We start from the raw sequence: 13,946 nt of genomic DNA, 5'->3' as shown, positions 1-13,946 counted from the left end.
GTTTATTATCAGCCTTTCAAGGTATATATATATATAAAGGGCAAAAAGAAGGTGCTGTCATGAAAAAATTTCCTGTTGCCGCAGCAGCTATATTGGCGGTTGTTGCTGCTATTATTTTTATTTTGATAAATAAGGACTACATAATAAAGATTGCCGGCGAAAAATCGGGAGAAGAATCAGAAGCTGAGCTTGAACCAGGTGAAACATTGCCTGAAGACGAAACAAAAAACGCCAGAGACTATTTTACTGTTTTAAGTGATGTGAAATACACATATACTGAATCCGGATCAGGGCTTATCAGTGAAGTTTCTGTGGATTATTCATCTGATGATGCCATGCAGCTGAGGATTGTCTGTGACGGTTCAGTAAAGACTGCCGTTCTTGCGGTCAGGGAAGGTGAAGTATTTCTGACCCATCCCCAGAAGGAAGAATACTTCAGACAGAATATTATGAATAGTTGGAATGAGGGAGACATCATTTTAAAAGAGCCTATTGAGGAAGGAACACAGTGGCCGGTAAAGGGAGGGACAAGAAAGATCACTTCGCTTTCAGCATCTGTAAAGACACCTGAAGGCATGTTTGATGCGGTCCAGGTCACAACATTTCTGGATGGCAGGACGGTTACAGACTACTACAGCAGGGGTCTGGGTCTTGTTAAATCTGAAATAAGGGAGGAAGCTTCCAAAGACGAAGCACCCATCCTTGATCAGGAATATTCATCGGATAACCTGAACAGCAGCACAGCATTCGTACTTAACAGCATACAAAAAAATTACGTGTTGACTGAAGAGATAAATTATTACTTCCCTGACTTCAAAAAAATGAAGGTAAGAAGCTCTGCCAAAAAAACTAAGTTTCACACCAACGACATTACGGAGCAGGTCCTCACACATGATTACAGGAACGTTGTTTACGGTGACAGGCCGGTTTTATCAAATAACAGCAGCATAAACAAAGTTGATGTGGATCTTGACAACACACTGCATGTGGATTTAAGCAGCGGATTTGTTGATGATATGGACGTGGAAGCTATTTACGAAGGCATGATTCTCCAGAGCATTGCAAACACTATGGGAAGGTTTTTCAATGCCGAGCAGGTCAGGTTCACTGTTGAAAGCGAGGATTACAGGTCCCAAAACATCAGGATGCATCAAAGGCCCATGAAAGTCAGCTACCTGGATTTTCCACTGTACTTTGATGTTGTTGTGTACGGTGCCACGGCCGCTGGAGTGATGGCTGCAGTTTCTGCAGCACGGGAAGGAATGGATGTTGCGTTGATTGAATCAGCAGAACATGTGGGCGGGATGGTCACAGGCGGCTTGAGCTACACTGACCACGGCAATATCAATGTTATAGGAGGAATTACAAGGGAATTTTTCGAAGATGTGGGGAAAAAGTACGGCAGGAAAGTTATGTGGTACTACGAACCTCATGTGGCGGAGGAAGTTTTAAACGAAATGATTGAACGTGAGAGTATCCGCCTTTTCACGGGAAGCGCCCTCAGAGATCATAGGGGCGTGGACAAGGACGGCAGCACAATAATAAGCATGGAGACTGAAAAAGGCGATGTATTTTTTGCTCAGTATTTCATAGACAGCACCTATGAAGGAGACATGATGGCAGCATCGGGTGTGTCCTATGCCGTGGGAAGGGAAGACAATGACGACTTCGGAGAAAGTTTTGCCGGTGTTCTTCCTCCCCTGGGCAGGAACAACTTTTATTACAACCTGAAGGCTGAAGACGCAGAGGGTAAGCTGTATGGCGAAGTGTCCCTTAAGCTTCCCGGGCCGGCAGGGCAGGGTGATGACATGGTGCAGGCCTACAATTATCGCCTTATTCTCACAAACAATCCCAACAACCAGATACCATTCACAAAACCAGGGGATTATGACAGGGAAAGGTACCTTCTGTTAAGCTCATGGCTGGATATGCTTAAAAAAAGCGAGGGCAGGTCCATTAGATTTTCGGACGTGGCATATTTCGGGCCTCTTCCGGAAGGCAAGTACGATATTAACAATTCCGGGCCGTTTTCCACAGATTACATAGGGGGAAGCTTAAATTACCCTGAAGCAGGCTATGAACAAAGAGAAGAGATTAAAAATGAGCACAAAAATTACATACAGGGACTTTTATACTTCATTGGCAATGATGAGGCAGTTCCTACCGAGCTTCGTGAAGATGTGAAGAAGTGGGGATACGCGGCAGATGAGTTTACTGACAACGGATGCTGGCCGTACCAGCTTTACATCAGGGAAGCCAGGCGGATGAAGGGTGATTTTGTAATGACAGAACATGACGTTCGCAGGGACAAAATCAAGGATGACGTCATAGCCATGGGATCATACAACATAGATTCACACAACGTCCAGAGGTATATGACGCTGGACGGTTTCGTGCTTAACGAAGGAGAAATTCAGATACCCGTAACGCCGTACCAGATACCTTACAGGGTTATGCTGCCAAAAAGAAGTCAGGCGGATAACCTTCTGGTAACCGTGTGCGTATCTGCCACACACATAGCATATTCATCCCTGAGGATGGAACCCCAGTACATGATGATGGGTGAAGCTGCTGGGATTGCAGCGTCCTTGTCCGTGAAGCAAAGGACGGAAGTTCAGAACATAGATGTGGCAGAATTGCAGAAAATACTTGTTGAGAACGGCGCAGTCTTTAAGACAGCCGAATAATGGAGAGATAATATGAGATTGAGAAGCATTACAACAGCTTTTTTAAAAAACGGCGGTGATTATCTATTGATGGAAAGATCGGGAAACAATCATCTCATGCCTGGGTACTGGTATGGAGTTGGAGGACACATTGAGCCAGGTGAAATCAACAGGCCGCGAAATGCAGTTGTCAGGGAAATTTATGAAGAGACAGGCCTTGCGGAACATGACATTGATAACCTGCATCTGAAGTACATTCTTATGAGAAGGGGAAAAGAAGAAACAGTCATTAACTATATATTTTTCGGTGACGCTAAAAAAAGGGCGGTTGTTGAAAACAACGAGGGAACGCTTAACTGGATTCCTGAAGAAAATGTTTTGAAGCTTAAATTTGTTGATGCGCTTAGAATTTCACTGGAGCACTACATGAACGGAAACTTAAGCATGGATGAAATTCTTGTGGGGGTGGTGGGCAAATCGGGAGGGCAGTCTGCGGTTAGCTGGAGCGCACTTCAAAATGTCGATTGATTTTCAGCTATCACTTCAATTTAATGGTATGATTGTTGTAGGATTTATAAATATGTGGTATCATTGATTAAAGGATGTAAGTAAAGGGGATGATAATTTGTTCAGCCAGTTAAAGGAAACATGGAAATCTTACGTGGAATGCGGCACCGTGTCGGATGACATAAAAGCTGATGTTCTCCAGTCATGGAAAAGATGCGAGAGCATGGGTGTTGACTACAGGTCCGGAAAAGGGACAAAGGTAGCAGATGAAGTGCTTAAAGAAAGCATGTACAACAAGAGGGAAATGATAAAGCTTACCCGCCCGATCATGGAAAACGTTTATGAAATGGTTAAGGGAACAAGCTACAGCGTTGTGCTTACAGATGAGAAGGGAATAATTATCGACCTGATTATAAACAACGACATAAAGGACATACATGACAACCTTAATTTTGTGAAGGGCTCCCTGTGGGATGAAAAAAGCGTGGGAACCAATGCCATAGGAACATGTCTGACTGCAAACAAGCCTGTTCAGATAATCGGTCCCGAACATTACTGCGAATATCATCACCAATGGACATGTTCGGCTGCACCCATTCACAACAGCAAGGGCGAAATCATCGGATGCTTTGATATATCTGGGCGGGCAAAGGATGTGCAGACGCACACCTACGGAATAGCCGTATCAAGTGCGGAATGCATTGAGAAGCAGCTTGTTATTGCTGAATCCTACCACCTGATGGACACAACCTTCGATGCCATTCTTGACGGTATAATGGTCATCGACGCCAACATGAATGTGGTGAGGATAAACAGCAAAATACAGGACCTTTTCAAAATGGATGAGCAGGACATATTCAAGCTTGACATAAGCAGGATTTTCAAGGGTATAGACATAGAAAACAATATCTTTGCAAACAAGAACAAGATGAATTTTTCCGATTACACCATTTCCGTTGGGGCTAACAAAATCGAATGCTCATTGAACATATCACCCATTACCGCAGGAAACAACGTCACGGGTGCCGTGATGCTAATGAGGGAGGCCAAACAGGTCAGAAAGGAAGTAAGCAGACTTGCGGGGTTCAACGCCAATTACACCTTTGACAGTATCATAACCACCGATACAAGAATGAAGGAACTCATAGCAACTGCAAAAAAAATTTCCAGAACGAACTGCTCTGTGCTCATAGAAGGGGAAAGCGGCACAGGCAAGGAGCTTTATGCCCAGTCCATACATAATGAAAGCAACAGAAAAAACGGGCCATTCATTGCCGTTAACTGTTCAGCCATTCCCAAGGAGCTATTTGAAAGCGAACTCTTCGGATACGAGAGCGGATCCTTTACAGGAGCGGTTAAGGGAGGCCGGCCCGGGAAGTTCGAGCTGGCAAACGGAGGAACCTTATTTCTGGATGAAATAGGTGAGGTTCCGCTGGAGGTTCAGCCCAAGCTTTTGAGAGTACTTGACAATAATAAGATTGTGAGAATAGGAGGATCCTATGAAAGGGAGCTGGATGTGAGGGTCATTTCAGCCACGAACAGAAACCTTATCGAGGAGGTGTCAAAAGGTTCCTTCAGGCAGGATCTGTACTTCAGATTAAATGTCATAAATCTGAAAATTCCGCCCCTGAGGCAAAGAGCGGACGACATAACGGAGCTGGCAAGATACTTTCTTGGATGTCTTAACGAAGAAAACGGAAATTACAAGACCTTCAGCCAGGATTTCGAAAAGATGCTCAGAAGCCAGCAGTGGTCAGGCAATGTCAGGGAGCTTAAGAATGTTGTGCAGAGGGTCTACTACATGTCTGACAAGGTCATAATAAACAGCACTGTGCTGCAGAAAAATTCGTCTTACAGGGAAGACACCAGGGCAAGACAGTCGTTCAACCTAAAGGACATAGAAAAAACCAGCATAGAAATGGCACTGTCGGCAAACAGGGGCAACGTCCTGAAGGCTGCCAAGGACCTTAACATAAGTAAGGCCACCATATACAGAAAAATAAAGATGTATTCCATAGATTTGAACAGCGCGGTTTAACCGCCGGTCTGGATCGAATTTATAAAATCAGAAGCGAGTATCAAAATGAGACTCGTTTTTCGGCTTAAAAAGGACAACTGATGATAAAATTCTCAATTTGAGACAGCAGTCTCACTTTGAGAATTTTTTTGTGAGACAGATTTGTGCAACTTTTGTTTCGATCTTCATCTTGCATTGAAATTGCAACACAGAAAAATATGTCTTTCAACAGCAATTTTTGGCACGGATTTTGCTTTATATACAATCAAATAAATGAAAGGAGGAACAGACATGCCTCTTAAAGGAGCGTTTATTTTCATAGCACCAAACGCAGACAGCAGTATTCACAAAACGGAAATTGACACGGGAGAAGTTATTCTTACAACGGTTGGCGTAAAGTCCTACGAGGATGCGGTTGAAGCTGCCATAAAACTTGCCGATGAAGGCGTAACTGCATTTGAGCTTTGTGCAGGTTTCGGAAACAGGGGTACATACCTGGTAAGCGAAGCTGTAAAGGGCAGAGGAGTTGTTGGCGCAGTAAGGTTTGATTTGCATCCCGGCCTTGGCAATAAAAGCGGCGATGAAGTTTTTTAGGGGGTGTTCATACGAAAAGATTTGTTATTGAATTTGGTCTGGGGCTTGATTTTCACGGGCAGGATGTCACCAAGGCTGCAGTGAAGGCATCAAAGGATGCCATATCAAGAAGCTGCCTCATAGGGCTCAATGAAGTTTGCGGTTTTTCTCAGGAAGATGTGGATGACAATGTGCTTATTGATGTTACTGTAGCTGTGTCCAGACCTGAAGAAGTGGATGAGGAAGAAGTCAGGAAGTGTTTCCCTGTAGGTAAGGTAACGGTTCACGCCGTAAAAGGCGGCCTTAAAACAGACGGCCTGTACTTCACAAGATTTGAAGACAAGGACGATTCTATCGAAGCTTGTTTGGCTTGTGTAAAAGTAGAAATAAAATAATGATGGGAGGTAATATTTTGAAAATATCAAATGAACAGTTGAAAGACATGTATATGACCATGTTGAAGATCCGAAAGTTTGAAACAAGAGCTATGGACAAATTTGCAGAGGGCAAGATTCCGGGTTTTGTTCATCTTTACCTGGGAGAGGAAGCTGTTGCCACGGGAGCATGCGCAAATTTGAGAGAAGATGACTATATTACAAGCACCCACAGAGGCCATGGGCACATCATTGCCAAAGGCGGAGAATTAAACTACATGATGGCTGAACTTTTCGGCAAACAGGACGGTTACTGCAGAGGAAAGGGAGGCTCAATGCACATAGCCGATGCTTCCAGAGGAATCCTGGGAGCAAACGGAATAGTTGGAGCAGGCCACAACATTGCAGCCGGTGCAGGTCTGGCAATCCAATATAAGGGAACAGACCAGGTTTGCGTATGCTTCTTCGGTGACGCATCCACAAATCAGAGCACGTTCCACGAAGGATTGAACCTGGCAAGCATCTGGAAGCTTCCAGTAGTATTCGTATGCGAAAACAACGGCTACGGTATTTCAGTAAGCCAGGCAAGACACCAGGCCATCACAGACGTATCTGTCAGAGCGACTGCTTACAACATGCCCGGAGTGACCGTTGACGGTAACGATGTGTTTGCTGTTTATGAAGCTGTAGGTGAAGCGGTTGCAAGAGCCAGAAAGGGACAGGGACCGACACTTATAGAATGCAAGACATACAGGTTCAGGGGACACTTCGAAGGAGACCCGACAGTATACAGGCCTGCAGGTGAACTGGAAGCATGGCTTAAGAAGGACCCTATACCAAGGATGGAAAACTATCTGAAGGAAAACGGCGTAATGACTGAAGAAGAGATCAAAAAGTTGAATGACCATGTGGATAAAATGATCGATGATGCAAACGCCTTTGCGGACAACAGCAAAGTTCCGGCCTTGGAATCAGCTTTGGAGGATGTGTACACTGATATAGTTGAGGAGGGAAGAGTAAGATGAGAACAATGACTTATGCTGAAGGAATAAGAGAAGGAATGAGAAAGAAAATGCTGGATGATCCAAACGTTCTCCTGTTCGGCGAGGATGTTGGAAAGTTTGGAGGATGCTTCGGAGTCAGCGCCGGCATGTTTGACGAGTTCGGAGATAAAAGGGTGAGGGACACTCCCATTTCCGAAGGAGCAATCATAGGAGCTGCTGTCGGTTCAGCAGCATGCGGTTTAAGACCCATAGCAGAGCTTATGTTCATGGATTTCGTAACCGTCGGTATGGACCAGATAGTTAACCAGGCAGCAAAGCTGAGGTACATGACAGGCGGAAAAGTTACCCTCCCTATGGTAATAAGGCTTCCGGAAGGCGGAGGTGTAAGCGCAGCGGCTCAGCACTCCCAGTCGCTGGAAGCATGGCTTGCCCATATTCCGGGCCTCAAGGTCGTGTATCCCTCCAATGCTCAGGATGCATACGGACTTATGGTTTCTGCGGTTGAAGACGACAATCCGGTAATATTCATTGAGAACAAGACTCTTTACGCAGTTAAGAGCCAGGTTGATGACGAGCTGAAGGCTGTCCCCCTGGGAAAGGCCTCCGTGAAGAAGGAAGGAACGGATGTGTCGATCATCACCTACGGCAAGCAGGTGCTGGATGCTCTAAAGGCTGCTGAAACACTGGCAAAGGACGGCATCAATGCCGAGGTTCTGGATTTAAGGTCACTCTATCCTCTTGACAAGGAAGCAATTTTCAAGACTGTTGGAAAGACTCACAAGGTTGTAATCGTAAGCGAGGAAGTTAAAAGAGGAGCATACACGGGTGAAATAGCATCCATAATCGCAGAGGAATGCTTCTACGAATGCGACGCCCCCATTAAGAGAGTGGGAGCGCTGAACACTCCGGTTCCATTTGCAATGGGACTTGAAAGCTATATGCTGCCTGTGGAGCAGGATATCGTAGCCGCTGTCAAATCACTTTTCTGATATGATGCGCAGCATCTTTTGATGCTGCGCTAAGGAGGCAAATTATGACTTCCATAGGAATTATTGCAAATCCTGCTTCAGGAAAGGACATAAGAAGGCTTGTTTCCCATGCCACAGTCATTGACAACAATGAAAAGATAAACATTGTGGAGAGAATTGTGCTTGGAGCCCAATCCATGGGGGTTGACAAGGTGTACGTGATGCCGGATTCCTACAATATGGGATACAGGGTGGAAGACAAGCTGAAGCTATGTGAGGAACTGAAGTGTGAAATAGAAGTTATTGAAATGATTAGGACGGAAAGTATAGATGACACCGTTGCAGCAGCTGCCTTCATTGAAGAAAACAACGTTGGCTGCATCATAACCCTGGGCGGCGACGGCACTAACAGAGCCGCCGCCAAGTCTTTGAAACATGTTCCGCTCATTCCCATATCCACGGGAACAAACAACGTGTACCCTGTCATGCTTGAAGGCACAACAGTGGGGCTGGCTGCAGCTGCTGTGGCTTCCGGCACATTTGACAAGAGACTTTTCACATCCAGGGACAAGATCATAGAAATATACAAGGACGGCAGGCTGATTGACATCGCACTGGTAGATGCAGTCATCTCTAACGACGTGTTTGTGGGTTCAAGGGCAATCTGGGATACGGGAAGCATCGAAAAAATAATCGTAACCAGGTGCCATCCTGCTTCCATAGGTTTTTCGGCTGTTGTGGGGTGCAGGAAAATCATATTCCCTCATGACGACTACGGCGCATGCATGGACATAAACATGGGCAATAATGCCGTCAACGCTCCTGTAGCCGCCGGAGTTGTGGGGAGAATACCTGCAGGCGAACCGGCAATTCTGGATTTCGATGACGAATGCCTGTACGTTTCAAAGGACAGAGGAACCATTGCACTGGACGGTGAACGGGAGATAGAGTTTTCCGCCAATCAGAGTTTTGTATTTAAAATCAGAAGAAACGGACCTCTGCGCGTGAATGTGGTGAAGGCACTGGAGACTGCGCAGCAAAAAGGATTCTTCGAAGCTTGACAATTACAGTTACATACAAGGAGGTAAAATGGCTGAATTCATAGTAATGCCAAAAATGGGACTTACAATGACCGAAGGGTTTCTGACCAACTGGAGGAAGTCCGAAGGCGATACCATAAATGCAGGTGAAACCATATTCGACGTGGAAACCGACAAGCTTACAAACACGTACGAATCAAAGGTTTCAGGAGTTTTGAGAAAAATACTGGTGCAGGAAGGCACCGTAAGCGTGCTCATGCCTGTTGCGGTTGTCGGAACAAAGGATGAGGATATTTCTTCTCTTATGCCCCAGATGGGGCAGGGACATACAGAGCAGGTAAAAGAAGAAGTGAAGGCGCAACCGGTGAGTGCAGCAGCTTCAGCTGAAACTTCCGTTGCAGCTGGAAGAGCAAAAATTTCTCCAAGAGCAAAAAAAATCGCACAGGAGCTTGGAGTTGATCCGTCGACCGTTAAGGGAACAGGTCCGGGGGGAGCAGTCACAGAAGATGATATCAGAAAATTTGCAGAAAATAAAAATGATGCTGCCAGAATATCACCGACGGCAGCTGTGGTAGCCCAGCAGCTTGGCGTTGACACCGGTATGATAGAAAAGGATACTCGCATCATGAAGGATGACGTCATAAAATTCAAGCTGGGCGAAGAGTTGGAAAAATATGCTGCACCAATGGAATTCAGAAAGACAATGACAACCATGAGGAAGGTCATAGCCAAGAGGATGCATGAAAGCGTGCAGATATCGCCGACGGTGAACTACAATCTGAAGGTGGACACCACTGCCATGAAGCAGCTCAAGGAAGAGCTCAAGGACTGCGTAAAGCTTTCCTACACAGACATGCTGGTTAAGATTGTTTCAGCTGTGCTGCTTGAACACCCTCTGTTGAACAGCTCCATTGACGGAAATGAAACAGTGACAAGAAATTACGTCAACATGGGAGTTGCAGTAGCTCTGCCGGACGGACTGCTGGTGCCTGTCATAAAGTATGCCAACGTCAAAGGGTTGAAGGATATTTCAAAGGAAATAAGGGAACTGAGCCAGAAAGCCCGAATGAACGAGCTTACTCCGGATGAGCTCACAGGCGGAACCTTCACCATAACAAACATCGGCATGTACGGCATAGAATCCTTCACGCCCATAATCAACCAGCCTGAGGTGGCAATACTGGGCGTCAATACCATTGAAGAAGAAGCCAGGGTAGTTGACGGCCAGGTTAAGATAAGACCCATGATGAACCTGAGCCTCACTGCGGATCACCGAGCGGTGGACGGAGCAGTTGCAGCTGAATTCATGGCAAAACTGAAGACATACATTGAGAAGCCCGGAATGCTTTTGCTGTAGGAGGGACCATGAAAATAGCGATTTTAGGGGGAGGCCCCGGAGGATATGTGGCAGCCATAAGGGCAGCGCAGCTGGGAGCAGAGGTTACTTTAGTTGAGAAGGAGCATTTGGGAGGAACATGCCTCAACAAAGGATGCATACCCACAAAGGTTCTCCTGCACACAGCGGATGAGCTGGAAAGAATAAAAAAGGACTGCAGGGAAATCGGAATAAATGTTTCCGGAGCAGAACTTGATTGGAAACAGCTGCAAAAAAGAAAGGACAAAATAGTAAGGATTGAAGTGGGCGGAGTGGAGAACCTGCTGAAGAACAACAAGGTTGAAAAAATATCGGGAGAAGGAAAGTTTGCAGGAAGAAACAGCATAGAGGTCAAAACCACCGGCGGTTTAAGAACCGTAGATTTTGACTGCGCTATAATTGCAACCGGCTCCCGACCTGTAATAATCCCTCTGCCGGGAGTGGATTTGCCAGGAGTAATAACCAGCGATGAAGCACTGTCGCTTCCTCAGGTTCCAAAAAGCATGGTAATCATAGGAGGCGGAGTCATCGGAGCAGAGTTTGCAGCAGTGTACAGTGCATTCGGCTGCAAGGTCACCATTGTGGAAATGCTACCGAACATTGTTGCCAATATGGATCGCGACATAGTACAGCCTCTTCGGGATAAGCTAAAGAAAAACGGAGTGGAGATATACACTGACACTAGGGTTGAATCTATTACTGGGTCTGATGGAAATCTTCTGGTGAACACCGCATCTGCACAGGGTAGCAGGAGCTTCGCTGCAGAAAAGGTTCTTTTGTCCATAGGGAGAAAGCCTGTCACCGAGGGCATAGGTCTGGAGGAGCTGGGCATTAAAACCGTAAGGGGAGCCGTTGTTGTTAACAAACTCATGCAGACAAATGTGGATAACATATATGCCATAGGGGACTGCAACGGTGGAGTGATGCTGGCTCACGTGGCATCAGCCGAAGGAATTGTGGCCGTTGAGTCCATAATGAACAAAAAACCAAACATTGATTTCAAAACCATTCCTTACTGTGTCTACACAAGACCTGAACTGGCAGGTGTCGGAATGACGGAAGAGCAGGCAAGAACATCAGGTCATCAAGTAAAAACCGGAGTGTTTCCCATGTACATAAACGGTAAAGCTATGATAGAAGGAGATACTTCAGGGGTGGTGAAATATGTGACTGACGCTGCCACAGGTGAGATACTGGGACTTCACCTGTCAGGGCCCAGAGCCACAGAGCTCATCGTGGAAGGAGCCCTTGCCATAAGGCTTGAGGCCACTGTTGATGAAATAACTTCAACAATCCACGCCCACCCCACTGTGGGCGAATCACTGCTTGAAGCAGCCCATGCTGTGCAAAGCAATGCTCTCCACATACCAAAATAAATATAAGATTAAAAAGAGAATCAGCCCTTGCAGGCTGTCAGTTTGATGACAAATTCTAGGTTTGTCGATAGTCTGACAGCCTGAGGCTGTTTTTTATTTCGAAATTTAATTGTTCAACATTTTAAGTTAATGTGATAATATGAAATAAATTGATTACATAGGAGGAAATATGACATCAATAGGCATTATTGCAAACCCTGTTTCGGGAAAGGACATCAGAAGGCTTGTATCTCATGCTACCGTCATTGACAACGGCGAAAAGATCAACATCATTGAAAGAATTGTTCTGGGTGCCCAGTCCCTTGGTGTGGACACGGTTTACATGATGAACGATTCACACAAGATGGGCATGAAAGTCAGAGACAGGCTAAAGTCCAGCAACGAACTTAAGTGTGAAATCAATCTGACAGATACGATAACATTCAACAGCATTAAGGATACTGTAAATGCAGCTGAATTCATGGAAAAAAACAATGCCGGCTGCTTAATAGTCCTGGGAGGTGACGGTACCTGCAGGGCTGTTGCAAAGGCAGTTGAACAAACACCAGTCATTGCAATTTCAACAGGAACAAACAATGTGTATCCCGAAATGCTTGAAGGCACAGTTGCAGGAATGGCCGCTGCCGCAGTGGCTTCCGGGCTCCTTGACAGACAAAGCTATTCAGAAAGGGACAAGAGAATAGAAATATATTCGGTTTCAAAGCTTCTGGATATAGCCCTGGTTGATGCCGTAATATCAAACAATGCCTTCGTCGGCTCAAGGGCAATATGGGATATGGATGAAATAGAAAAGATATTTGTCACAAGAAGTCATCCTGCATCGATTGGTTTTTCTTCTATAGTTGGCTGCAGCAAGGTGGTGCTTCCGGAGGATGATTTCGGTGCATGGGTAAATCTGGATAACGATACGGACACGATTCTGGCTCCTGTTGCAGCAGGTATGCTGGAGCCTGTCAAGTCTGGAGAACCAATGGAGCTGAAACTGGAGCAGGAATATGAATACACGGCTGATGACAGCGGTACCATTGCCCTTGACGGTGAAAGGGAAATAGAATTTGTCAAAGGGCAGAGATTCACATTTAAAATTTCCAGAAAAGGCCCGTACCGCGTGAACGTTGTAAAGGCGCTGGAAGCAGCCGGTAGAAACGGATTTTTTAAATTGACGTAAGGTATTGCGGCAGGTATTTTGATTAAGCTATAACATATGAAGCTAACCGCTGCAAAAATTAATAAGACAGCTACACATGGACTGAGTTTATGTGTAGCTGTCCCTGTTGACCGGCATGATGAAAAGTTCGCCGCTACTGTCTATTGCAGCATAGAAAATGTCCTTTAACTTATATCCTTTCTTTTTGATTTCAAATTCAAGCCATTTCTCGTCAAGACCCATTTCATCCAGAGTATCCTTGTTTATTTTTCCGCCGTTTATAACCTGCGTAGGCAGGTTCTTGTTAGGCTTGAAGGATTTACCTGAATCCTGTCTCTCAAAATTCTGGTACTGAACCTTTTTCAAAACCGTAAGCTGGCCGTTGTTTTCAAGCACTGCATAGTCTACCTCTTCCATATTGAAAATGTTCATTGTTCTCAGCATCATATTCAGTTCGTCAACGTTGTACCTTGTTTTCTGCAGGGCGGTCTTTACTATTTGTCCTTGTTTTATGAGGACAGTTGGCCTTCCGTCGGTCCAGAATCTGATTCTGATTGATTTCAATGTCAGATACTCCATCATTACGGTCAGTGCAGCCCAAAGGATTATTCCGTAGATGCCGTGCTCAAATTGAAGCTCATCGTCTGTTGCCAGAGAAGCTGCCATGGACCCTATGGTAATGCCGGTCACATAATTGAAGAATGTCAGCTGGCTAAGCTGCTTTTTTCCCATCAATCGTGTCATCACAAGCAATACCAGGTATGAAACGAATACCCTTGCAGTAAGTTCAAGCCATTGCATATAATCACTCCAATCATTTTAATACACATATTGTCCCACTTAAAGGTATTTATATTCAAGACGATAAAAATATTCCGATTGGCTAAATTGTACTCTTG

At 45.3% G+C, this 13,946-nt stretch carries 12 protein-coding genes; 11 read left to right on the top strand and 1 reads right to left on the bottom strand.

Annotation, left to right across the window (positions count from 1 at the left end; genetic code table 11):
* The first annotated feature begins 59 nt into the window (after positions 1-59).
* The 11 genes from AAGU76_RS05590 to AAGU76_RS05540 all read left to right on the top strand — a co-directional run bounded on the left by AAGU76_RS05590 (position 60) and on the right by AAGU76_RS05540 (position 13,068).
* A complete protein-coding gene (locus tag AAGU76_RS05590) occupies positions 60-2,687 on the top strand; it encodes an FAD-dependent oxidoreductase (protein WP_342484455.1) in 2,628 nt (875 codons plus the stop codon).
* Between the two features lie 12 nt (positions 2,688-2,699).
* On the top strand, positions 2,700-3,194 hold the full coding sequence (locus AAGU76_RS05585) for an NUDIX domain-containing protein (protein ID WP_342484454.1): 495 nt from the start codon (positions 2,700-2,702) through the stop codon (positions 3,192-3,194).
* Between the two features lie 97 nt (positions 3,195-3,291).
* Entirely contained in the window at positions 3,292-5,211 is a 1,920-nt protein-coding gene (locus AAGU76_RS05580) for a sigma 54-interacting transcriptional regulator (protein ID WP_342484453.1), read from the top strand.
* 270 nt (positions 5,212-5,481) lie between these two features.
* Positions 5,482-5,784, top strand: a complete 303-nt coding sequence (locus AAGU76_RS05575) for a DUF6506 family protein (protein WP_342484452.1) — start codon at positions 5,482-5,484, stop codon at positions 5,782-5,784.
* A gap of 26 nt (positions 5,785-5,810) precedes the next feature.
* Positions 5,811-6,158 carry a Lin0512 family protein gene (locus AAGU76_RS05570; protein ID WP_342484684.1) on the top strand — a complete coding sequence of 116 codons (348 nt, stop codon included), beginning with the start codon at positions 5,811-5,813 and terminating at the stop codon, positions 6,156-6,158.
* Positions 6,159-6,172: 14 nt separating this feature from the next.
* Positions 6,173-7,162: a thiamine pyrophosphate-dependent dehydrogenase E1 component subunit alpha gene (locus tag AAGU76_RS05565; RefSeq protein ID WP_342484683.1), complete on the top strand. Its 990-nt coding sequence runs from the start codon at positions 6,173-6,175 to the stop codon at positions 7,160-7,162.
* Complete coding sequence (locus AAGU76_RS05560; protein WP_342484451.1) at positions 7,159-8,130, top strand: alpha-ketoacid dehydrogenase subunit beta; 972 nt, start codon at positions 7,159-7,161, stop codon at positions 8,128-8,130. Before AAGU76_RS05565 ends, AAGU76_RS05560 begins: the two co-directional genes overlap by 4 nt.
* 44 nt (positions 8,131-8,174) lie before the next feature.
* On the top strand, positions 8,175-9,170 hold the full coding sequence (locus AAGU76_RS05555) for an NAD(+)/NADH kinase (protein WP_342484450.1): 996 nt from the start codon (positions 8,175-8,177) through the stop codon (positions 9,168-9,170).
* Positions 9,171-9,198: 28 nt separating this feature from the next.
* On the top strand, positions 9,199-10,506 hold the full coding sequence (locus AAGU76_RS05550; protein ID WP_342484449.1) for a dihydrolipoamide acetyltransferase family protein: 1,308 nt from the start codon (positions 9,199-9,201) through the stop codon (positions 10,504-10,506).
* An 8-nt stretch (positions 10,507-10,514) separates the two neighbouring features.
* Positions 10,515-11,900, top strand: coding sequence for a dihydrolipoyl dehydrogenase (gene lpdA, locus AAGU76_RS05545; protein WP_342484448.1), 1,386 nt, complete (start codon positions 10,515-10,517; stop codon positions 11,898-11,900).
* 169 nt (positions 11,901-12,069) lie between these two features.
* Positions 12,070-13,068: an NAD(+)/NADH kinase gene (locus tag AAGU76_RS05540; RefSeq protein WP_342484447.1), complete on the top strand. Its 999-nt coding sequence runs from the start codon at positions 12,070-12,072 to the stop codon at positions 13,066-13,068.
* Positions 13,069-13,155: 87 nt separating this feature from the next.
* On the opposite strand, the gene AAGU76_RS05535 is transcribed toward AAGU76_RS05540, so the two are convergent.
* On the bottom strand, positions 13,156-13,848 hold the full coding sequence (locus AAGU76_RS05535; RefSeq protein WP_342484446.1) for a DUF421 domain-containing protein: 693 nt from the start codon (positions 13,846-13,848) through the stop codon (positions 13,156-13,158).
* Positions 13,849-13,946 lie beyond the last annotated feature (98 nt).

It is taken from the genome of Sedimentibacter sp. (genome assembly GCF_038562225.1).
GTDB lineage: Bacteria > Bacillota > Clostridia > Tissierellales > Sedimentibacteraceae > Sedimentibacter.
This window is presented reverse-complemented; position numbering and strand designations above follow the sequence as displayed.